This window comes from Isoptericola haloaureus, assembly GCF_036689775.1.
GTDB classification, from domain to species: domain Bacteria; phylum Actinomycetota; class Actinomycetes; order Actinomycetales; family Cellulomonadaceae; genus Isoptericola; species Isoptericola haloaureus.
In genome coordinates this window covers 37,874-58,573 of sequence record NZ_JBAGLP010000095.1, presented here as the reverse complement: position 1 = coordinate 58,573, position 20,700 = coordinate 37,874, and the positions used below count along the sequence as shown (strand labels likewise).

The following is a 20,700-nucleotide window of genomic DNA, read 5'->3' as shown; positions in this document are numbered from 1 at the left end:
CATGGCCGTCGGCTACTCGCTGTCGGCCAAGGCGGCCCTGCCGGTGGTGCAGGTCGTGCTGTTCCCGCTGGCGTTCGCCGGCGGCCTGTTCCTGCCGCCGGTGGCGTTCCCGGACTGGCTGAACACGCTGTCCCAGGGGACCCCGACCCGCGCCGGCCGCGACCTGCTCGTGCAGGCGCTGACCGGCGAGGCCGCCTACGCCGCGGCGTGGCCGGTGCTGATCGGCTGGACCGTGCTGTTCGCCGCGCTGGCCGTCGGTGCCTACCGTCGCGACGAGGGCCGACGCTTCCGCTGACCCCCGTCGTCCGTTGTGGGCATGAAATCTGCAGTCCTGAACCGGTTCAGGGCTGCAGATTTCATGCCCACAACGGGAGGGCGAGGGGTACGGGACGGCCGGTCAGCCGGCGCGGCGCAGCCGCAGCGAGTTGCTCACCACGATCACCGACGACGCCGCCATGGCCGCGCCCGCGATCATCGGGTTGAGCAGGCCGGCCGCCGCCAGCGGGATCGCGGCGACGTTGTAGGCGAACGCCCAGAACAGGTTCTGCTTGATGATCCGCAGCGTCCGGCGGGACAGCCGGACGGCGGTGGCCGCCGCCCGCAGGTCCCCGCGGACCAGCGTGATGTCGCTGGCCTCGATGGCGACGTCGGTCCCGGTGCCCATCGCCAGGCCGAGGTCGGCGGTGGCCAGGGCGGCGGCGTCGTTGACGCCGTCGCCGACCATCGCCACCGTCCGTCCCTCGCCCTGCAGCCGGGACACCGTCGCCGCCTTGTCCTGCGGCAGGACGCGGGCGATCACCTCGTCGATGCCGACCTCGGCGGCGGCCGCGCGGGCCGCTCCCTCGGCGTCCCCGGTGAGCAGCACCGGACGCAGCCCGAGGTCGCGCAGCTCGCGCACGGCCTCGGCCGACGTCGGCTTGACCGGGTCGCGCAGCACGAGCGCGGCGCGGGCGGAGCCGTCCCAGGCGACGACGACGGCGGTCGCCCCGTCGCTCTCGGCCTGCTCGACGGCGTCGCGCACCTCGTCGGGCACCCGGACGTCGGCCTCGTCGAGCCAGCTCGGGCGACCCACGAGGACCCGCCGGCTGCCGAGGCCCCCGACGCCGAGCCCGGTCTCGCCGAGGCCGGAGTGGGCCGTGCGCACGACCGCCTCGACGCCCCCACCGGGGACGGTGCGGAAGTCGAACACCTGCAGGGCGCCGATCGCGACACCGTCGTCCCCGGTCTCCACGGGGCGACGGCTCTCGCCGGCAGAGGGAGCCTCGGCGACCGCCCGGGCGATCGGGTGCTCGCTGCGGGCCTCGACGGCGGCGGCGTACCGGAGCGCCTCGTCGGGGTCGACGCCGGGGGCCGGGACGACGTCCTCCAGCGCCATCGCACCGGCGGTGACGGTGCCGGTCTTGTCGAGCACCACGGTGTCGATGCGCCGGGTGGACTCCAGGATCTCCGGTCCCTTGATGAGGATGCCGAGCTGGGCACCACGGCCGGTCCCGACCAGCAGTGCCGTGGGGGTCGCCAGGCCGAGGGCGCACGGGCAGGCGATGATGAGCACCGCCACCGCCGCGGTGAAGGCGAACGGCAGGTCCGCGCCGGCGAGCAGCCAGCCACCGAGCGTCAGCACGGACAGTGTCAGCACGATCGGCACGAACACGGCCGAGATGCGGTCCGCGAGGCGCTGCACGGGGGCCTTGCCCGTCTGCGCCTGGGCGACGAGCCGGCCGATCTGCGCCAGCGTCGTCTCCTCGCCGACGCGGGTGGCCCGCACCAGCAGGTGGCCCGAGGTGTTGACGGTGGCGCCGGTGACGGCGTCGCCGGGTCCGACGTCCACCGGCACGGGCTCACCGGTCAGCAGCGAGGTGTCCACCGCCGAGGTGCCCTCGACGACCTCGCCGTCGGTGGCGATCGTGGAGCCGGGACGCGCGGTGAACAGGTCGCCGACGCGCAGGGCCGACACGGCGACGAGGTCGGTGACGTGCCGGCCGTCGTCGCGGGTGACCGGGGTGCCGTCGGGCCGCGTGCGCACGCGCTCGGCCTCCTTGGCGCCCATGGCCAGCAGGGTCCGCAGGGCGTCCCCGGCCCGGCGCTTCGAGCGGTGCTCGGCGTACCGGCCGGCCAGCAGGAAGGTCGTCACCACGGCGGCGACCTCGAAGTAGAGCTCCGGGGCGCCGGCGTGCTCCCGCGAGGGCAGCAGGGAGACGTCCATCGTCATGCCGATCTCGCCGGCACCGCCCAGCAGCAGCGCCCACAGCGACCACAGCGTGGCGGCCACGACGCCGATCGAGACCAGGGTGTCCATCGTCGACGAGCCGTGGCGGGCGGCACGGGCGGCCGCGGTGTGGAACGGCCAGGCGCCCCAGGTCACCACGGGCAGCGCGAGGGCGGCCACGACCCACTGCCAGCCAGGGAACTGCCACGCCGGCACCATCGAGAGCGCGACGACGGGCACCGTCAGGACCGCGGACACGCGCAGCCGGCGCAGCAGGTCCGCCCCGCGGTACTCGGCACCGCCCGCGGCGGGTGCCTCGTCGCTCGCGGCGGGTGCCCCGTCGGTCCCCGCAGCCGTCTCGTCGGTCCGGGGAGCGGGTTCCGCGGACGACTCCGGTTCCTGCTGCGGCTCCGACGGCGCGGCGGCGGTCCGCGACCGCGTGACGGTCGCGGTGTAGCCGGCGGAGGCGACGGCCTGCAGCAGGTCGTCGTCGTCGTGCTCCTCGGTGAGGACCACGTGCGCGCTCTCGAGCGGCAGGTTGACGGTGGCCTCGACACCGGGCAGCTTGGCGAGCTTCTTCTCGACCCGCGCGACGCAGCTGGCGCAGGTCATGCCCGACACGGCGAGGTCGACCTCGCGCACGGCGGGGGTGGGAGTGGTGGTCATGGGGTGACTCCTGGGGACGTGCGGGGATGTCACCGGCGACGGTCCGGGGTGGCGGTCGTCGTGGTCGGGGCGCCGAGGGGTGGTCGGCGCGGCGCGGAGGGTCCGCGTCGTCCCGGGGGACGGCGGATCGGCGGACGGTCCGCGGTGGCGGGTGCTCCCGCAGGCTGGGGGTGCGGGAGCGCTCAGTCGTCGGCGCCGCGTGCGGCGTCGTCGTGCGCCCGCTGCTTGGCGGGAGCCTGCTCGGCCTGCTGAGCGGCCAGGGCGTCGGTCTGGACCTCGACGGAGGCGACGGCGTAGCCGGCGGTGTCGACGGCGCCGCGCAGGGCGTCCTCGTCGACGGGCTGGTCCGAGAAGACGCTCACCTCGGACTCGCCGTCGGACTCGAGCACGATGCTGACGTGCTCGACCCGCTCGACGGCCTCGATCTGCTCGGTGACGCGCGCGACCGAGTCGGCGCTCGTCAGGCCGGTGACGCCCAGGGTGGTGACGGTGCTCATGGTGCTCCTGTGTCTCCTCGGGTCAGCTGCGGACGAGGCGGCCGATCGCGTCGGTCGCCTCCTTGACCTTGGCGGCGCCCGCCTCGTCGGACTCGCGCGCGGCGCCGACGACGCAGTGGTTGAGGTGGTCCTCGACCAGCGCGAGGCTCACGGACTGCAGCGCCTTGGTCACGGCGGACACCTGGGTGAGGATGTCGATGCAGTAGACGTCGTCGTCGATCATCCGGGCGATGCCGCGGACCTGCCCCTCGATGCGGCGCATGCGCTTGAGGTAGGCGGCCTTGTCCGAGGCGTACCCGTGCGGGCCGTCGTGCTCCACGGCCGTCGGGTCCTCCCGTGCGGCGAGGCTCTCGGGGGCGGGTGGCGCGGTCTCGGTCATGGATCCAGCATACCCTCAGGGGGTATGCGGTCAAGGGGTCCGCAGCATCGGCCGACGGCGCCGTCGGGCCCGCCGGCGCGCCGCTACTTCTTCTTCGACTTCTTGTTCTTCTTCTTGGACTTCTTCGTCGAGTCCTTCGTCGAATTCTTCGAGCCCTTGTCCTTGTCGGACTTCTTGCCCTTCGACGACTTCGACGACTTCGACGACGAGGGCTTCGACGACTTCGACGGGGCGGCCGACGTGCTGGTCGAGGCGGCCGACGCGGACGAGCGGGCCGGCGCGGGCTCGCTGCCGGAGACGCGCGCCTTGAACCCCGAGCCGGCGCGGAACCGGGGCACGACGGCGGCGGGGACGTCGATCGTGTCGCCGGTACGCGGGTTGCGGGCCGTGCGCGCAGGTCGCTCGGCCCCCGTGAACGTGCCGAAGCCGAGCAGGGAGACGCGCTCGCCTGCGGAGACGCTCTCGACGATGGAGTCCAGGACGGCGTCGACCTGCCGGCGGGCCTCGGTGGGAGTGCTCTCGGTGCGCTCCGCGACCGCCGCGGCGAGCTCGGACTTGTTCATCTCTGTTCCTCTCCTGCCACCGTTCCGGGTGCGCGATGCGTCAAGGTGCACAAACGTACAGAAATGTGCTGGTCGTGACCAGGGTCTCGTGAATGCGCGCGAGACGTGGGACGCCGTGCCGCGTCGAGGCGAATTCGTGGGACAGTGGAGGAAAGCGCTTACACGGAGGTGGCGATGACCCGGACGATCAACGACAACGGTGCGTGGTGCTGGTTCCAGGACGAACGTGCCCTGACGGACCCGGGCACCGGGACCCTGGTGGTGGGGTCGGTGGCCGCGCCCGAGGGCCCCGGGGGCGAGGCCCGGGCCGGAACCATCGAGCTGGCGGTGGTCGACCTCGCCACCGGGGGGTCCGTCGTCGTCCCGCTGCACGAACGGCTCGAGGCCGACGACCACGACGCCCCGGCGCTCTGGCGACGCCGGGACGGCCGCTGGCTGGCCGTCTACGCCAAGCACAAGACCGACGACCTCACCCGCTGGCGGATCAGCGACACGGACGATCCCCGTGGCCCGTGGGGGCCGGAACGCACCTACGACTGGAGCGAGCGCACCGGCGGCGCCGGCGTCACCTACGCCAACCTGCACGAGCTCGACGGGCGGTTGTACTGCTTCGCCCGCGCCGTCAACGACGACCAGTGCGCGCTCGTCTCCGACGACGACGGCGAGACCTGGGCCTACGCCGGCAAGCTGTTCACGCGGCCCAAGGTCGGCTACGTCAACGGCTACACGCGGTACGCCTCACGCCCCGGGTCGCCCGACCGCATCGACGTCGTCACCACCGACCACCACCCGCGGGACTTCGACAACTCGATCTACCACGGCTACCTCGCCGACGGGGCGCTGCGGCGCTCGGACGGCAGCGTGCTCGACCCCGACCCGCTGCACGGCGAGGGGCTCTCGCAGGAGGGACTGACGACCGTCGTCGCCGCGGGCTCGGTGCACGGCGGGGTGCCCGTGACCCACTGCTGGACCACCGACGTCCGACGCGCCGCCGACGGCACCGTCGCGATGGTGGTCACCGCGCGCCACGACACCCCCGACGACCCGGCCGACGCCTTCGAGCGGTTCCGCGACGTCACGGACCACCGGTTCCTCTACGCCCGGCTCGCGCCCGGCGGCGAGTGGGAGGTCCACCACCTCGCCCTGGCCGGCCCCGGGCTGCTGCCGCACGAGCAGGACTACACGGGCCTGGCCGCGATCGATCCCGAGGACCTCGACTCGCTGTACGTCTCGACACCCGTCGACCCCCGCGACGGCGCCGGGCTGGCGCACCACGAGATCTTCCACGGTCGCACGGCCGACGGCGGCGCGACCTGGGCGTGGACGGCCGTCACCGAGGACTCCGCCGTCGACAACCTGCGTCCGATCGTCGCCCCCGGCGACCCGGAGAACCGCCCGTTGCTGTGGTTCCGCGGGGAGATGACCGCCTCGCAGCACTACCGGTGCGAGGTGGTGCTGCACGGCGCCTGACGCGGACGCACGTCGGCCCCGGTACCCGCTGGGGGTACCGGGGCCGGGCGGTGCGGACGTCGACTCGCTCCCGGGGGGGCCCGGCCCGAGGGTCAGGCCGTCGCGGCCGCCGCAGCCTGCGCCGCGGAGGGCAGCGCCTCGAGGATGCGACCGACGGCGTCCTCGTCGTGCGCGGCCGAGCAGAACCAGGCCTCGAAGAGCGACGGCGGCAGGTTCACGCCCGCGTCGAGCATGGCGTGGAAGAACGGCCTGTGCCGGAACACGTCCTGGGCCTGGGCGTCCGCGAACGACGCCACGCCGTCGCGCGCCGCCGCCTCGCCGAAGAAGACCGAGAACAGCGAGCCGACGCGCTGCACGCGGTGCGGCACGCCCTCGGCGTCCAGGGCCTCGCCGAGCGCGCCGGACACCGTGTCCGCCACCTGGGCCACCCGGTCGTAGACGAGCTCGTCCGCCAGCCGCAGCGTCGCCAGGCCGGCCGCCACGGCGACAGGGTTCCCGGACAGCGTGCCCGCCTGGTAGACGGGCCCCGTCGGGGCGAGGTGGTCCATGACCGCCGCCGGACCGGCCAGCGCGGCCACGGGCATCCCGCCGCCCACGACCTTGCCGAAGGTGAACAGGTCGGGGGTCCAGTCCTCGCCCTGCTCCCGGGCCAGCCCCCAGTAACCGGCGTCGGAGACCCGGAAGCCGGTGAGCACCTCGTCGAGGATCAGCAGCGCCCCGTGCTGCGACGTCAGCCGGCGCAGGCCCGCGTTGAAGCCCGGCAGCGGCGGCACCACGCCCATGTTGGCCGGGGCCGCCTCGGTGATGACCGCGGCGATGCGGTCGCCGTGCGCGGCGAACGCCGCCTCGACGGCCGCCAGGTCGTTGTACGGCAGGACGAGCGTCTCGGCCGCGGAGGCCTCGGTGACGCCGGCCGACCCGGGCATGGACAGCGTCGCGACGCCGGAGCCGGCCTCGGCGAGCAGCGAGTCGACGTGCCCGTGGTAGCAGCCCGCGAACTTCACGACCAGCGGACGGCCGGTGACGCCGCGGGCGAGGCGCACCGCCGTCATCGTCGCCTCGGTGCCCGTCGAGACGAGCCGGACGTGCTCGGCGGCCGGGACGCGCCGTCGGATCTCCTCGGCCAGCTCGACCTCGCCCACCGTGGGCGCCCCGAACGACAGGCCCCGCGAGGCCGCTTCCTGCACGGCGGCGACCACCTCGGGGTGGGCGTGGCCGAGCAGCGCCGGACCCCAGGACCCCACGAGGTCGACGTACTCGCGCCCGGCCACGTCGGTGACGTACGGGCCGCGCGCGGAGGCGAGGAACCGCGGGTCCCCGCCGACCGAGCCGTAGGCGCGCACCGGTGAGTTCACCCCGCCGGGGATCGCGTCCTGCGCGCGCAGGAACGCGGTGTGGTTGTCGGCGGGGGGCGTGGCGCCCACCAGCGCCGTCTCGACCTGGCCGAAGCCTGCGGTGTCCGTCATCGTCGTCCTTCCGTGGGGAGTGGCAGCGGGGGCGTCAGGGGCCGTCAGGAGGCTCCGGCGAGCCAGTCGGCGATCTCGAGCGCCCAGTAGGTGAGGATCACGTCCGCACCGGCCCGCTTGATCGCCAGCACCGACTCCAGGACCGCGCCCCGGCGGTCGATCCAGCCGTTCGCGGCCGCCGCCTCGATCATCGCGTACTCGCCGGAGACCTGGTAGGCGGCGACCGGCACCTCGGCCCGGTCGGCCACGCCGCGCAGCACGTCCAGGGAGGACCCGGCGGGCTTGACCATCACCATGTCGGCGCCCTCGGCGATGTCCAGGTCGGCCTCGCGGAGGCCCTCGCGGGCGTTGGCGGCGTCCATCTGGTAGGTCCGGCGGTCGCCCTGCAGGGCCGAGTCGACGGCCTCGCGGAACGGACCGTAGAAGGCGCTGGCGTACTTGGCGCTGTAGGCGAGGATCGAGACGTCCTCGAAGCCGGCGTCGTCGAGCGCGTCGCGGATCACCGCGACCTGGCCGTCCATCATGCCCGACGGCGAGACGACCTCGGCCCCGGCCTTCGCCTGGGCGACGGCCGTCGTGGCGTACCGCTCCAGCGTGGCGTCGTTGTCCACCGCGCCGTCGCGGGTCAGCACGCCGCAGTGCCCGTGGTCGGTGAACTCGTCCAGGCAGGTGTCCGCCATGACGACGGGCCCCGGCCGCCCGGTCTCCGCCTCGGCGGCGGCGACGGCCTCGCGCGCGATGCGGATGCCGCGCTGCAGGATCCCGTCCGGCGCGTCCCCGGCGGTGCCGCGGGCGTCGCGCACCGCCGGGATGCCGAACAGCATCACGCCGCCGACGCCGGCCCGGGCCGCCGCGGTGACGGCGTCGGCCAGCGTGGCCTCGGTGTGCTGCACCTGCCCGGGCATCGAGGCGATCGGTGCCGGCTCGGTCAGACCCTCCTTGACGAACAGCGGCAGCACGAGGTCCGCCGCGTGCAGACGGGTCTCGGCGGCCAGCCGCCGCATGCGCGGGGTGGTCCGCAGACGGCGGGGCCGGTAGACGATGCCGGACGTGCTCATGGGTTCTGCTCCAGGGCGGTCGTGACGGCGGCGGCGAGGCCGTCGTCGGTCGGTGCGGACGCGACGCCCGCGACGGTCAGCCCGACCTCGTCGGCGGCCTCGGCCGACGGGCGGCCGATCGCGACGACGGGGGCGGCGGTGCCGAGCTGGTCGGCGACCTCGCGGGCCACGGACCCGGAGGTGACGACCACGAGGTCGTAGGCGCGGCCGACGACGTCGGCGGGCAGCTCCGAGCGCACCGTGCGGTAGGCGGTGACGACCTCGGGCGTCCAGCCGAGCCGGGCCAGCCCGTCGCGCAGCGTGGGGCGGGCGCGGTCGCCGAGCGGCAGGAGGACATGGTGCGAGGTCGGTGGCGCGGCGCGTGCGGCGTCGCGTTCACGGTCGCTGCGCGACCTCCACTTCGGGACGGACGACGCCGCACGCGCCGCGCCACCGACCGTCCAGTCGCGCGTGGCGCCCTCCGCGTCCTCGGACGGACCGGGGAACGCGGCGACGAGCCCCGCGGCGGAGGCGTCGGTGGGCACCAGCTCCGGCTCGATGCCGACGGACCGCAGGGCGCGCACGGTGGCGGGTCCGACGGCGGCCCACCGGGTGGGTGCGGCGGCGAACGTGGCCTGCGCGGCCGGGCTGCCGCCGTCGGACACCGGGAGCGCGTCGGCCAGGGCGTCGACGGCGTTGACGCTGGTGATCACCGTCCACGCGTAGCGGCCGTCGCGCAGGCGGTCCACGGCGTCGCGCAGCGCGTGCTGGTCGAGGGCCGGGGCGCGCTCGATCACGGGGGCGACGGTGACGTCCGCCCCGGCGTCGCGCAGCCGCCGCGCCAGCCCGGCCGCGCGGTCGGGGGAGCGGGGCAGCAGCACGGACCGTCCCGTCAGGTCGGGTCCCGGGCCCGGTGCGGTCACGGGACCTCCGGGTCGTCCGTCCCCGTCGGTCCCCGCTGCGGCTCGCGCGGGGCCGGCGGCGCCGCGGCCGTCAGAGGGGCCAGCCGGGCGGCCCCGTCGGCCAGCAGCCGCTCGGCGACGCGCACGCCGAGCTCGCGGGCCTCGGTGTCCGCCGCGGCGTCGGCCAGGTCCGGCCCGACGGCGACGCGCGCGGTGTGCGTGAGCTGCTCGGCGCCGTCGACCCGGCCGACGACCGCCGACATCACGAGCTCGCCGTCCTCCAGACGGGCGTAGGCGCCGATCGGGGCGGCGCACCCGGCCTCGAGGCGGGCGAGGACCGCGCGCTCGGCGGTGACCGCGAGCCGGGTGGGCCGGTGGTCCAGGGCGGCGAACGCCTCGGCGAGCGGGCCGCCGTCGGCCAGGTCGGCGCTGCGGGCCTCGACCGCGAGGGCGCCCTGGCCGGGGGCCGGGGCCACGACGGCGGGGTCGAGCACCTCGCTGACGACCTCGGTGCGGCCCAGACGGCTCAGGCCGGCGAAGGCGAGCACGACCGCGTCGAGGTCGGCGTCCTCGCCGAGCGCGCGGGCCAGCCGCGTCTCGACGTTGCCGCGGATGTCCACGATCTCCAGGTCCGGACGGGCGGCCTGGAGCTGGGCGGCGCGCCGCGGCGAGCCGGTGCCGACGCGGCCGCCGCGGGGCAGGGTCTCCACGGTGAGCCCGTCGCGGGCGCACAGGGCGTCGCGGGGGTCCTCGCGCTCGGGGGTGACGAACGCCAGCTCGGCCGGCTGGGTCGTCGGCAGGTCCTTGAGCGAGTGCACGGCGACGTCGCACCGGGACTCCAGCAGGGCCTCGCGCAGGGCGGCGACGAAGACGCCCGTGCCGCCGAGCGCGGACAGCGAGGTCGTGCGGTCCGCGTCGCCCTGGGTGCGGACGTGCACGAGCTCCACCGGGTGCTCGAGCAGCTCGGTCAGGCGGCGGGCCACGAACCCGGACTGGGTGGTGGCCAGCCGGCTGGCCCGGGTGCCGAGGCGCAGGTGTTCGACGTCGAGGGGGCTCACCGGTTCAGTCTCTCGCGAACCGAGGGGTGCGGGACAACTCCCGCGGGCCGACTCCGGCGGATCTCACACAGGACCAGTCGCCGATTCGACGGCGAGCGCGGAACGCACAGCAGCAGCGTATCGACCGAGCCGCTCGTCACGGGGACGCGGCCACCCAGGCAGCGGGAGCAGGAGGTTGCCCGCGAGGAGCGCATCCTCAGAGCCGGCAGCACAGTCCCGTCGGAGCACCGCTTGGCGGTCGGGGCTCAAGAGGCCGATGGCGTCGGTCGCGAGCTGACGTACGGCAGCGGTCGCTTCGTCGAAGCCGGTCGCGGTGAGATGGGCCCGACCAGCAGCGGTGTCGTACAGCCGATCGCGGACGACGTGCCTGAACGTTCCCCGGTTCATCGGGTCCACGCACCAGTACATGGCACAGGCAAGGTCGGGGGCGTCCTTGTAGTTCGGCTGTTGGACCCGGTCGAGCCAGGCCCTGAGCTTGAGCAGGGTGTATCCGGCGACCGTGGGGAGCCGCACTGGTCCAGCGCCGTTGACATCGATCACCTGCGCGTCGTTCCAGACGTCCTGGAAGCCGAAGACGCTCATGACGTCCTGGCGTGGCGGCGGGGTGACTTCACCATCTGGCTCTTCGATCGTCTCACCGAAGGGCATGAGGTCGACCGGGATGCCTCCCACGAGGAACCTGATCCCGTTCGTCGAGCCTGAGACGCGTTCGAGACGATCTGTCAGTGCGCGGTACCTGTCCCAGTCCTCGACAGCCAGTGCGATATCCAGGTCGTCTGTCTGCCGCAGCGCGTCGTCGTGGCCGCATGCGTGGTGCAGAGCATCGCGGCAGGTGGCGCCCACGATCATGACCTCAGGAAGATCCCTTTCGCCCCTGCGTAGTTCGTGCAGCACCGTGGCCGCTGCGGAGTGCCGGAGGTGTTCTTCAGCCGCCCTGGTCAACCAGGTCTCCCCGCATCGCTCGTGCAGTCTCTTGTTGTCTCGGCTCTCGAGAGGCGAGCAGGTCGGCGTAGACGAGAAGCGCGGGTGCTCTCCGGATCGAGGGTGCCCCGGTGTTCCTGCCGAGTGGTGACGTCGGCTCGGTCCAGAACTGACGGCGCACGATGATGTTGGCTGACTCACCCGGTTCGGGCCTGCGCCAACGTGAGCGCGCGATCAGTGCGGGTTCCAGTTCCTTGGCGTACAGGGTGAGGTCAGTTCCGCGGATGTTGTCCGCGGCGTACTCGCCGCTCACACGGACGCTGCTCCCCGTCGCCTCCCATGCGCTGAGATCGGGCTTCCCGCAGAATCTGCCGAGCTCGAGTGATCTTCCGAGTCCGAGGGGGAAAGCTGTCGCCCATCGATCGAGCAGCTCTTCTCGGCGGGCGATGACGGAGGCGCCGAGAAAGAGGTAGTCCTCCTCCGTGAGTGCCTTGATGGTGGTGTGCGCGGTGCCGGGCGATACGCCGGCGACGTCGGCGATGGCGCGGATCGGCATGCTCACCAGGTCTGGCCAGCTGAGCAGGCAGAAGATGACCTGGGCGCGTCCTGCGCTCATGAGGTTCGTCTCCTGCGCCGTCGACAGTCTGGTCGTCCGCTCGGTCCGCGACGCCGTGCGGCGTCCACGAACGTCGATGTGCACACCGGGGGCGCGAACGTAGGCGTTCCCCGCGGCATCGATGTGCCAGCCTCCGCGTTCTCGCGTGCGCTCAGCGACGGAGAGGGGGATCTTGTCGCCGATGAGCAAGAGGTCCTCGAAGCTGTCCTCCGCGCGCAGAGCTCGGCGATGCTCCGGGTCTTTGGCGTCGAACCACCACCACCGTCTCTCGGACGACATCCCGTCGACCTCGATGCGGGCCACCGGGCCCGCGAGGGTCAGTTCGACCCCGTCGTCGTGCCATCGCGTTGCGATCCGCTCGACGAGTGTGTCGACGTCTGACACTGCTGCACCCCCTCCGTATCCTTGTATTGTCCGCCTAGACGTCTAGCACGGCAAGACGTCTAGGCGGGCAGGACGCGCGCGAGGTCGACGTGTGTTCATCGGTGACGGAGGCATGCAGCTGAACCTCGGGGAGACCACGGCCGTACGGGCTGTTTCCGATGGCGGATGGGCGGCGTGACAGCATGAGCAGCAGGCGGGTGCGGCGGGCGCCCGGTGACGGAGAGGAGCGCACCATGGAGGCCGTCCGGCACGACATCGCCCTGGTGGCGCACGACAACAAGAAGGTCGAGCTGCTGCGCTGGGCGGAGTTCAACCGGGGCACGCTCTCCGGTCACGCGCTGTGGGCCACGGGCACGACCGGCACCATGCTGGAGTTCGAGCTGGGGCTGCCGGTGCACCGGCTGCTCTCGGGCCCGGTCGGGGGAGACCAGCAGATCGGCGCCAAGATCGCCGAGGGCACGATCGACATGCTGATCTTCTTCTGGGACCCGCTCGAGGCGCAGCCCCACGACCCCGACGTCAAGGCGCTGCTGCGCCTCGCCGCCGTGTGGAACGTGCCGATGGCGTGCAACGTCGCCACCGCGGACATGATGATCTCCTCGCCGATGATGCACCAGGACTACACGGCGAACCGCCCGGTGATCGACCAGCGCGGCTGGGTCGGCGGGGAACCGGCCGAGTGATGGCCCTGCGCTTCGAGGAGCTCGACTTCCAGCCGACCCCGATGGGCGAGATCAGCCTGCGCCGGCGGTACGACCCGGCAGCGCGCCAGGACGTCTACGAGGTGCGCCTGGGCGACGAGTACCTGATGTCGAGCCTGTTCACCGCCGCCGAGCGGGCGCTGGCGACCCTGGCGCTCGACGTCCTCGACGCCGGTCCTGACACAGGCCCCGACGCCGGGCTGCGGGTGCTGGTCGGCGGTCTCGGCCTCGGCTACACGGCCCACGCCGCGCTGGCCGACCCGCGCGTCGCGGCCCTCGACGTCGTCGAGTACTCCGCGCCCGTGCTGGACTGGCACCGGCGCGAGCTGCTGCCCGACACCGCCGGCCTCGCCACGGACCCGCGCTGCCGGCTGGTCCAGGACGACTTCTTCCGCCGGATGGGTGCCGCCCCCCAGGACCGCTACGACGCGATCCTGCTGGACATCGACCACACCCCGGACCACGTGCTGCACCCGAGCCACGCCGCGTTCTACACCGCCGACGGGCTGCGGAACGCGGCCGAGCACCTCACGCCGGACGGCGTGTTCGCGCTCTGGTCGGACGACCCTCCCGAGCCGGTCTTCGAGGCGACCCTCGACGAGGTCTTCGCCGAGCGCGCGTCCCACCCGGTGCGGTTCGGCAACCCGATCACGGGCGGGGAGTCCGCCAACACGGTGTACGTGGCCCGCGGACGGGCCGCCCGGTAGTCCGGCCCGGTCGTCCCGCGGGCCGACGGCCCGGACCGGAGCACCGGTCAGAGTCCCGCGACCGCCGCCTGGGCGTGCGCGACGATCGAGGCGAGCCCGGTCCCGGCGACCCACCCGCCGGTGGTGGCCAGGCCCGGGGTGCGGCCGACGGCGGCCGCCAGGTCGGCCACGGCCGTCCGGTAGGCGGGCGTCGGCGGGGGCAGCGCACCGTCCCAGCGCTGCAGCAGGTGGTCGACGACGCGGTCCGCCACCGGCACGCCGAACAGCTCGGCGGCGTCCCGCGCGGCCTCCTCGGCCGTCGGGGGCACGGTCGGCTCGCCCAGCCGTCCGTACGACAGCCGCACCACGTGCATCCCCTCGCCGGCGGCGGCGCGGACCCGGTCGGCGAGCCACGGCCACTTCGCCGTCGCGTGGGTCATCGCCTTGGCGCGGACCGGGCCGGCGTCCGGCGCCACGAGCATGCCGGACCCGCGGGGGGCGGCGTCCAGCGCGGGGGCGTCCAGCAGCAGCGTCGCGAGCCACACGTCCGCCCCCTGCTCCGGGCGTGGCACGACGTCGGTCCACGGCTCGAGCATCGGTGCCACGGCGGGCGTGGCCACGACCAGGCGCGGGGCCGTGGTGGTGTGCACCGACCCGCGGCCGCCGCGCACCTGCGCGGCCGTGGCCCGCGAGCGCACGACCCAGCCGCCGTCGTCGGCCCGCTCGATCCCCACGACCTCGTGACCCAGCCGCAGCGTGGTGTGGATGGGGCCGGTGGCGTCGGTGGTGGGCGAGTCGGTCCAGTCCTCGGCGCTCGCGGCGATCTGGCCGGCCAGCGCCTCGACGATGCCGTGCAGCCCGCCCGCGATGCCGCGCACCGCCGACCCGGCCGGTGCCGCGGCCCGCAGGCCGGCGACGGCGCGGGTCAGCGAGCCCTCGACGGCGAACCGGTCGCGCAGGCCGGGAGCGACCGCGGCGACGTCCAGCCGGTCCAGCGGCGCGGAGTGCACGCCCGTGGCGACGGGTGCGACGAGCCGGTCGGTGGCCCGGGCGCCGAGCCGGGCGCGCACCAGCGCGTCGAGGTCGTGGGCGTCCGCGCCGACGAACCGCGGCAGCACACGGTCCAGGGACGCCCGGGCCACGCCGGTCCAGCCGATCACGTGGCGGACGTCGGACGCCCACGGGACCGCCGGGATGCCGAGCACACCGGCGGCAGGGAGCGGGAAGGGCCGGCCGGCGGCGTAGCCCCAGGCGGTCAGCGGCGCGGGGGCGACGACGTCGAGGCCGAGACGGGCGGCGAGCTCGGCGACGGCCGTGCCGCGCGAGGCGAACGACTCGGCGCCGAGGTCGATGGGCACGCGCGGCAGCGACTCGAAGGAGCCGCCGCGGATCGGGCCGCCGAGGCGCGGGGACGCCTCGAGCACGACGGTGTGCAGGCCGCGGTCGATGAGCGTGCTGGCGGCGACGAGCCCGCCGATCCCGCCGCCGACGACGACGGCGTCCACCTGTTGGCTCACAGCGAGTGCACGAGCTCGACGACGCGGGTGAGCACCGTCGGGTCGGTGGTCGGCGGGACGCCGTGGCCGAGGTTGACCACGTGCGCGGGGGCGGTGCGACCCCGCTCGACGACGTCGCGCACGTGCGCCTCCAGCGCGGGCCACGGGGCGCCGAGCAGCGCCGGGTCGATGTTGCCCTGCAGCGGCACGTCGTCGCCGAGGCGGCCGGCGGCCTCGTCCAGCGGCGTGCGGTAGTCGACGCCGACGGTGCGGTGGGTCACCCCGGCGTCGACGAGGACGTCGCGCAGGGCGGGCAGCAGGTGGCCGGTCGCGGTGCCGAAGTGGATGCCGGGCACACCGGCGTCGTCGGGCGTGCGCAGGTCGGCGACGTGACGCAGGGCCCGCGTGGACGACGGCGCGACGTGGGTGACGTAGTCGGCCAGGGACAGCGACCCCGCCCAGGAGTCGAAGAGCTGCACGGCGCTGGCGCCGGCGAGGACCTGGGCCCGCAGGAACCGGCCGGTGAGGTCGGCGGTCCAGGTGGTCAGGCGCTGCCAGGTCTCCGGGTCGGCGTGCATGAGGGTGCGTGCGGCCAGGTGGTCCCGCGACGGGCGCCCCTCGACCAGGTAGGCGGCGAGCGTGAAGGGCGCGCCCCCGAACCCGATGAGCGGGGTGGACGCGGCGCCGTCGGACAGCTCGGCGACGGTGCGCTGCACGGCCTCCGTGATCGGGGCCAGCGCGGCGTCGTCGAGGTCGCGCGAGACCAGCTCGTCGATGTCGGCGGCCGTGCGGTACGGGCGGTCCATGACGGGGCCGACGCCGGAGGCGATCTCGACGTCCACCCCGGCGAGCTTCAGCGGCACGACGATGTCGCTGAAGAAGATCGCCGCGTCCACGCCGTGGCGGCGCACCGGCTGCAGCGTGATCTCGGCGGCCAGGTCGGGCCGCAGGCACGACTCGAGCATCCCGATGCCCTCGCGCACCTCGCGGTACTCGGGCAGCGAGCGGCCGGCCTGTCGCATGAACCACACGGGCAGGCGATCCGGTCGGTCTCCGCGCAGCGCCCTGACCAGGGGAGACGTCGACGTGCGACCGTCGGCCAGGGGGTGGGTGGACGGCAGGTTGCTGACGCTCGGCGTGGGGGATGTCACGGTTGACGATTCTGCCCCCACGCCGGGGTGAACTTAAAGTGGAGCCACTGTGGTACTCCTCTCCCTCACCGCCTCCCACCGCGAGCTGGACCTGGACGCGCTCGAGCGCCTGTCGTCCGGCTCGCACTCCGTGGGCCGTGAGGTCGTGGGCACCTGCCGGCCGGTCCAGGGCGCCGTGGTGATCTCCACCTGCAACCGCTTCGAGCTGTACCTCGACGTCGACGCGCCCCTGGACGGTGACGCCGTACGCCACGCCACCCGGCACGTGGCCGATCTCGTCGCCGCCTCCTCGGGCGTCACGACGGCCACCGCCGCGGACTCCTTCACCGTGCGCACCGGCTCCGAGGTCGCCCAGCACCTGTTCGGCGTCGCCGCCGGGCTGGACTCGATGGTCGTCGGGGAGCGGGAGATCGCCGGGCAGGTGAAGCGCTCCCTGGTCACGGCGCGCGAGGACGACACCACCTCCAAGACCCTCGAGCTGCTGTTCCAGACGGCGTCGCGCACCTCCAAGCAGGTGGGGCACCACACCACGCTCGGCGGGGTCGGGCGCTCGCTGGTCGCGCTCGGTCTCGACCTCGCCGGGGAGACCCTGCCGCCGTATCCGGCAGCGCGGGCCGTCATCATCGGCACGGGCGCCTACGCCGGCGCCTCCGTCGCGGCCCTGCGGGCCCGCGGCTGCACCGACGTGCGCGTCTACTCCCGCTCGGGCCGGGCCGCCGACTTCGCCGCGTCGCACGACGTCCAGGCTGTCGGCACCGGGCTCGAGGAGCTCGTCGAGGCGCTCGAGGACGCCGACGTCGTCGTGTCGTGCTCGGGTGCACGGGGTCGTGCCCCGGGCGCTCCGGGTGCCGCCGGGGCGGAGGCCTCGCTGGCCTACGTCCTGGACGCGGCGGCCGTGGCCCGCGCCCGGGAGCGCGCGGCCGCCCGGGCCGAGGACGCGCCGGAGCCCCCGGCGCTGGTCATCCTGGACCTCGCCCTGCACCGGGACGTCGACCCCCGCGTCGCCGACGTCGAGGGCGTGCTGCTGTACGACCTGTCGACCCTCAAGGCGCACGCTCCGGCCACGGACCACGCCGAGCTGGAGCGGGCCCGCGGACTGGTCGACGACGCCGCCGTCCGGTTCGAGGAGACGCGGCTGGGCCGCGCGGCAGACGTCGCCGTCGTGGAGCTCTTCGACGACGCCGAGCGGCAGGTCGACCGCGAGGTCGCCCACGAGACCGCCCGTCTCGTGGACGAGCTGGCGCCCCGGGGCCAGCGGCCGACGGAGGCCGACGTCGAGCGCATCGCGCGGTCGGTGCGCCGTCGGGTGCACACCGCGCTGCACGACCGGATCGTGGCCGTGCGGGCCGCCGCGCTGGCCGAGGCACGGGCCGCGGAGGCGGCGGTCGTCGAGGGAGCGGAGCAGACGCTCCGGACGTCTCGGGCAACACCGGCCTCACGCGCATAGCGTCTTTGTCGGGCGAGCGGCGACGACCTCCGCTAGCGTGCGTCCCGAGGCCGGCCGGCCGGCCGACGGACGAACTCGCGGAAGGACGCACCACCGATGGACAGCTTCTGGGACTACATCTGGTTCCTGCTCTGGATCTTCCTGTTCATGGCGTATCTCATCGTCCTGTTCCAGATCCTCACCGATCTCTTCCGTGACCACACCCTCAGCGGGTGGTGGAAGGCGGTCTGGGTCGTCTTCCTCATCTTCATCCCCCTGGTGACGGCGCTGGTCTACCTCATCGCGCGCGGTCGCGGCATGGCCGAGCGCAACCTCGCGGCCGTGAAGGAGTCCAAGGCGGCGACCGACGACTACATCCGCTCGGTGGCCCCCCACCCGGCGCCGGCGGACCAGATCGCCTCGGCCAAGAAGCTGCTCGACGAGGGCACCATCACGCCCCAGGAGTTCGAGGCGATCAAGGCCAAGGCCCTCTCCTGACCTGAGTAGGTCTGACGCGCCCGGGGAGAGTCCGGTGCGTGATCGTCATCCCCGAAGTGGAGGGCGCGCAGCGCCCGTGAACGCGATCGCGTACCGGACTCTCCCCGGGCGCTTTCGCGTCTGCGGGTAGGTTTCGCTCATGCGTCTCGGCGTCATCGACATCGGCTCCAACACCGTCCACCTGCTGGTGATGGAGGCACGCCACGGCGCGCGTCCCGTGCCGCAGGCGAGCCACAAGACGACCGTGCGGCTCATGCGCTACCTGCAGCCGGACGGGTGCCTGTCTCCCGACGGCGTCGCGGCGCTGCAGGAGGCGGTCGGCGAGGCCGCCGCCGTCGGCCGCGAGCACGGGATCGAGGGGACGATGGCCCTGGCCACGTCGGCGCTGCGGGAGGCCACCAACGGCCCGGAGCTCATCGAGGACCTCTCCGAGCGCATCGGCGCGCCGATCGAGGTCCTGGAGGGTGACGAGGAGGCGCGCCTGACGTTCCTGGCGGCGCGCCGCTGGTACGGCTGGGGCGCGGGCCGGCTGCTCCTGCTGGACATCGGCGGCGGGTCGCTGGAGATCGCGACCGGCGTGGACGAGTCCCCGGACGTCGCGCTGTCGGTCCCGCTCGGGGCGGGGCGGATGACGCGCGAGTTCCTGGACGAGGACGACCCGCCCGCCCTCAAGGACGTCGAGAAGCTGCGCAAGCACGCCCGCAAGGTGCTGCGCGACGCCGTCGGCCCGGTCCGCGAGGCACCGGCACCGGACCACGCGGTGGCGACGTCGAAGACGTTCCGGTCCCTGGCCCGCCTCGCGGGGATGCCCCGCCAGGTGATGGGCACGGGGGAGCGGTGGCGGATGCGCCAGGAGCACCTGGCCGACTGGGAGCCGCGGCTGGCCCGGCTCTCCTCGTCCGACCGCACGGTGCTGCCGGGCATCGGGCCGGGCCGGGCGAAGCAGGTCGTGGCGGGTGCGGTCGTCGCCGAGGAGGCGATGCGGGCCCTGGGCGTCGACGAGGTGGAGATCTGCCCGTGGGCGCTGCGCGAGGGCGCGATCCTGCAGCGCCTCGACCACCTCTGACCTGCTCGACCCGCCGTCCCTCTCGCACCACCCCGACCCGCCCCACCTCCGCTGTGGGCATGAAATCTGCAGATCGGTGCCCTGCCGGACCTGCAGATTTCATGCCCACAGCGGGGGGTCGGTGCCCCAGGGATGCGCCGGGGCCGGGTAGTCCTGCACGGGCAGCGCCGGACGTGCCGTGGTCACGCCGTCGTGGGTCACGCTCGTCGACGACGGCGGGACCGCGGGCGTCGCGTGCCGCGCGTCGCGCCCGGGGGCGTCCAGCAACCACGTCGCCGTGCGGGCCAGGGAGACCGACACGTCGCGTCCGACGCCATCGGCGGCCCGGTCGGTGAGCGCCGTGAGGACCCCGGCGGCCAGCAGGTAGCCGGTGGCGTGGTCGAGGGCCTGGGCCGGCAGCGCACCGGGGGTGACGCCGTCGGGCGACTCGACCAGCGCGATCCCGCAGGCCGCCTGCACGATCGAGTCGAACCCGCGCCGCGTGCCCCACGGCCCCGCGGTGCCCCACGCGGAGACCCGGGCGTGGACGGCGGACGCGGGGACGCGCAGGCCGAGGTCCTCCACGGCGCCGGGCCGGTACCCGGTGACCAGCACGTCGGCGGCCTCGAGCAGCTCCTGCGCGCGCTCGCGGTCGGGGCGGTCCCGCAGGTCGAGGAGCGTCGTGCGCTTGCCCTGGCCGGTGTCGAGGTGCTGGGCGGGGATCTCCGCCGGTGCGGGCGGGTCGACGCGCAGCACGTCCGCGCCCAGCAGGGCGAGCGTGCGGGTGCCGACGGGCCCGGCGACGACCCGGGTCAGGTCCAGCACACGCAGTCCGCGCAGCGGTACCGGGCCGGCCTGCGGGGAGGAGCCGTGCCCGTCGGGGGCGGCAGCGCGGGGATCGATCCGGACGAGGGGGCCGACGGCGGCTGCCCGGCCGGGGCCGGAGTCCCGCCACTCGTCCTCGGTGCGGACCCGCACGGCGACCGCCCCCGCGGCCGCGGCGTCGTCCTCGACCTGCTGGGCGGACGACGTCGCGAGCCGGGCGGCCAGGTCGTCCCGCGTCGCGTCGTCGGGCAGCCCGAGCAGCCGCAGCAGCCGGGTCCGGTGGTGGGGGTAGTTGGCGTGCGTGCGCACCCAGCCGTCGGCGGTCGGGAAGAAGCCGGAGTGCGGGGCGAAGCCGGCGACCGGCGCGCCGTCGACCCGCAGCAGCCGGTCGGAGGCGAAGGACGCGGCGACACGGGCGGGGTCGAGGGGCTCGTCGACCGTGGCACCCGTCGCCCCGGCCCGCCGGGCGGCGGTGCGCACCGCCTCGAGGGCGTGGGTGGCGAGGTCGAGGACCGGCAGGGTCGCGGCGAGCCAGCTCATGAGGGCGACGCTACGCCCCGCCGTGGCGCGCCGAGAGGACCGAATCCCGACCGCTGGTCCGAAAAGTGATCGAAACGATTCATGCCGGTCGATGAAACGTCATCGACCTAGCGTCGGGACGGGCCGAGCACGAGCCCGGCCCCACCCGACCGGAGGAGAACGTCCGT

The 20,700-nt window shown here is 74.5% G+C and carries 19 protein-coding genes and 1 pseudogene; 7 read left to right on the top strand and 13 right to left on the bottom strand.

Features of this window, described 5'->3' with window-relative positions; genetic code table 11:
* A pseudogene (locus V5O49_RS00555) lies at positions 1-295 on the top strand (ABC transporter permease); the annotation flags it as partial.
* A gap of 102 nt (positions 296-397) precedes the next feature.
* Here the strand turns inward: V5O49_RS00555 and V5O49_RS00550 are convergent.
* The 4 genes from V5O49_RS00550 to V5O49_RS00535 all read right to left on the bottom strand — a co-directional run bounded on the left by V5O49_RS00550 (position 398) and on the right by V5O49_RS00535 (position 4,311).
* Positions 398-2,872, bottom strand: coding sequence for a heavy metal translocating P-type ATPase (locus V5O49_RS00550; RefSeq protein ID WP_332900510.1), 2,475 nt, complete (start codon positions 2,870-2,872; stop codon positions 398-400).
* A gap of 182 nt (positions 2,873-3,054) precedes the next feature.
* Positions 3,055-3,369, bottom strand: a complete 315-nt coding sequence (locus V5O49_RS00545; RefSeq protein ID WP_332900509.1) for a heavy-metal-associated domain-containing protein — start codon at positions 3,367-3,369, stop codon at positions 3,055-3,057.
* 22 nt (positions 3,370-3,391) lie between these two features.
* Positions 3,392-3,748: a metal-sensitive transcriptional regulator gene (locus tag V5O49_RS00540; protein WP_332900508.1), complete on the bottom strand. Its 357-nt coding sequence runs from the start codon at positions 3,746-3,748 to the stop codon at positions 3,392-3,394.
* Between the two features lie 83 nt (positions 3,749-3,831).
* Positions 3,832-4,311 carry an HU family DNA-binding protein gene (locus V5O49_RS00535; protein ID WP_332900507.1) on the bottom strand — a complete coding sequence of 160 codons (480 nt, stop codon included), beginning with the start codon at positions 4,309-4,311 and terminating at the stop codon, positions 3,832-3,834.
* 174 nt (positions 4,312-4,485) lie between these two features.
* Between V5O49_RS00535 and V5O49_RS00530 the strand changes: the two genes are divergently transcribed.
* A complete protein-coding gene (locus V5O49_RS00530) occupies positions 4,486-5,781 on the top strand; it encodes a BNR-4 repeat-containing protein (protein WP_332900506.1) in 1,296 nt (431 codons plus the stop codon).
* 92 nt (positions 5,782-5,873) lie between these two features.
* Here the strand turns inward: V5O49_RS00530 and hemL are convergent, their stop codons facing one another.
* The 6 genes from hemL to V5O49_RS00500 all read right to left on the bottom strand — a co-directional run bounded on the left by hemL (position 5,874) and on the right by V5O49_RS00500 (position 12,165).
* Positions 5,874-7,247, bottom strand: coding sequence for a glutamate-1-semialdehyde 2,1-aminomutase (hemL, locus tag V5O49_RS00525; protein WP_332900505.1), 1,374 nt, complete (start codon positions 7,245-7,247; stop codon positions 5,874-5,876).
* Positions 7,248-7,291: 44 nt separating this feature from the next.
* On the bottom strand, positions 7,292-8,305 hold the full coding sequence (gene hemB, locus V5O49_RS00520; RefSeq protein WP_332900504.1) for a porphobilinogen synthase: 1,014 nt from the start codon (positions 8,303-8,305) through the stop codon (positions 7,292-7,294).
* The gene (locus tag V5O49_RS00515; protein ID WP_332900503.1) at positions 8,302-9,207 is read right to left on the bottom strand and encodes a uroporphyrinogen-III synthase; all 906 of its coding nucleotides are present in this window, start codon (positions 9,205-9,207) and stop codon (positions 8,302-8,304) included. The genes hemB and V5O49_RS00515 overlap by 4 nt, the downstream gene beginning before the upstream one ends.
* Positions 9,204-10,244, bottom strand: a complete 1,041-nt coding sequence (gene hemC / locus V5O49_RS00510) for a hydroxymethylbilane synthase (RefSeq protein ID WP_332900502.1) — start codon at positions 10,242-10,244, stop codon at positions 9,204-9,206. The genes V5O49_RS00515 and hemC overlap by 4 nt, the downstream gene beginning before the upstream one ends.
* Before the next feature lie 63 nt (positions 10,245-10,307).
* Complete coding sequence (locus V5O49_RS00505; protein ID WP_332900501.1) at positions 10,308-11,093, bottom strand: hypothetical protein; 786 nt, start codon at positions 11,091-11,093, stop codon at positions 10,308-10,310.
* Between the two features lie 76 nt (positions 11,094-11,169).
* Positions 11,170-12,165 carry a type IV toxin-antitoxin system AbiEi family antitoxin gene (locus V5O49_RS00500; protein ID WP_332900500.1) on the bottom strand — a complete coding sequence of 332 codons (996 nt, stop codon included), beginning with the start codon at positions 12,163-12,165 and terminating at the stop codon, positions 11,170-11,172.
* Between the two features lie 182 nt (positions 12,166-12,347).
* On the opposite strand from V5O49_RS00500, the gene V5O49_RS00495 reads away from it, so the two are divergent.
* Both V5O49_RS00495 and V5O49_RS00490 read left to right on the top strand, forming a co-directional pair.
* Complete coding sequence (locus tag V5O49_RS00495; RefSeq protein ID WP_332900499.1) at positions 12,348-12,848, top strand: methylglyoxal synthase; 501 nt, start codon at positions 12,348-12,350, stop codon at positions 12,846-12,848.
* Positions 12,848-13,573 carry a spermidine synthase gene (locus V5O49_RS00490; RefSeq protein ID WP_332900498.1) on the top strand — a complete coding sequence of 242 codons (726 nt, stop codon included), beginning with the start codon at positions 12,848-12,850 and terminating at the stop codon, positions 13,571-13,573. Before V5O49_RS00495 ends, V5O49_RS00490 begins: the two co-directional genes overlap by 1 nt.
* A gap of 47 nt (positions 13,574-13,620) precedes the next feature.
* Here V5O49_RS00490 and V5O49_RS00485 read toward each other — a convergent pair whose 3' ends face one another.
* Positions 13,621-15,069, bottom strand: coding sequence for a protoporphyrinogen/coproporphyrinogen oxidase (locus V5O49_RS00485; RefSeq protein ID WP_332900497.1), 1,449 nt, complete (start codon positions 15,067-15,069; stop codon positions 13,621-13,623).
* A complete protein-coding gene (gene hemE, locus V5O49_RS00480) occupies positions 15,066-16,199 on the bottom strand; it encodes a uroporphyrinogen decarboxylase (protein ID WP_332900496.1) in 1,134 nt (377 codons plus the stop codon). Before hemE ends, V5O49_RS00485 begins: the two co-directional genes overlap by 4 nt.
* A 49-nt stretch (positions 16,200-16,248) precedes the next feature.
* Between hemE and V5O49_RS00475 the strand changes: the two genes are divergently transcribed.
* The 3 genes from V5O49_RS00475 (at position 16,249) to V5O49_RS00465 (ending at position 19,189) form a co-directional block, all read left to right on the top strand.
* Positions 16,249-17,646 (top strand): glutamyl-tRNA reductase, encoded by a 1,398-nt coding sequence (locus V5O49_RS00475; RefSeq protein ID WP_332900495.1) that lies wholly within the window; start codon positions 16,249-16,251, stop codon positions 17,644-17,646.
* Positions 17,647-17,742: 96 nt separating this feature from the next.
* Positions 17,743-18,123, top strand: coding sequence for an SHOCT domain-containing protein (locus V5O49_RS00470; RefSeq protein ID WP_332900494.1), 381 nt, complete (start codon positions 17,743-17,745; stop codon positions 18,121-18,123).
* A gap of 139 nt (positions 18,124-18,262) precedes the next feature.
* Positions 18,263-19,189 carry a Ppx/GppA family phosphatase gene (locus V5O49_RS00465; RefSeq protein ID WP_332900493.1) on the top strand — a complete coding sequence of 309 codons (927 nt, stop codon included), beginning with the start codon at positions 18,263-18,265 and terminating at the stop codon, positions 19,187-19,189.
* A 99-nt stretch (positions 19,190-19,288) separates the two neighbouring features.
* Here V5O49_RS00465 and V5O49_RS00460 read toward each other — a convergent pair whose 3' ends face one another.
* Positions 19,289-20,533 (bottom strand): CoA transferase, encoded by a 1,245-nt coding sequence (locus V5O49_RS00460; protein WP_332900492.1) that lies wholly within the window; start codon positions 20,531-20,533, stop codon positions 19,289-19,291.
* Positions 20,534-20,700: the final 167 nt, after the last annotated feature.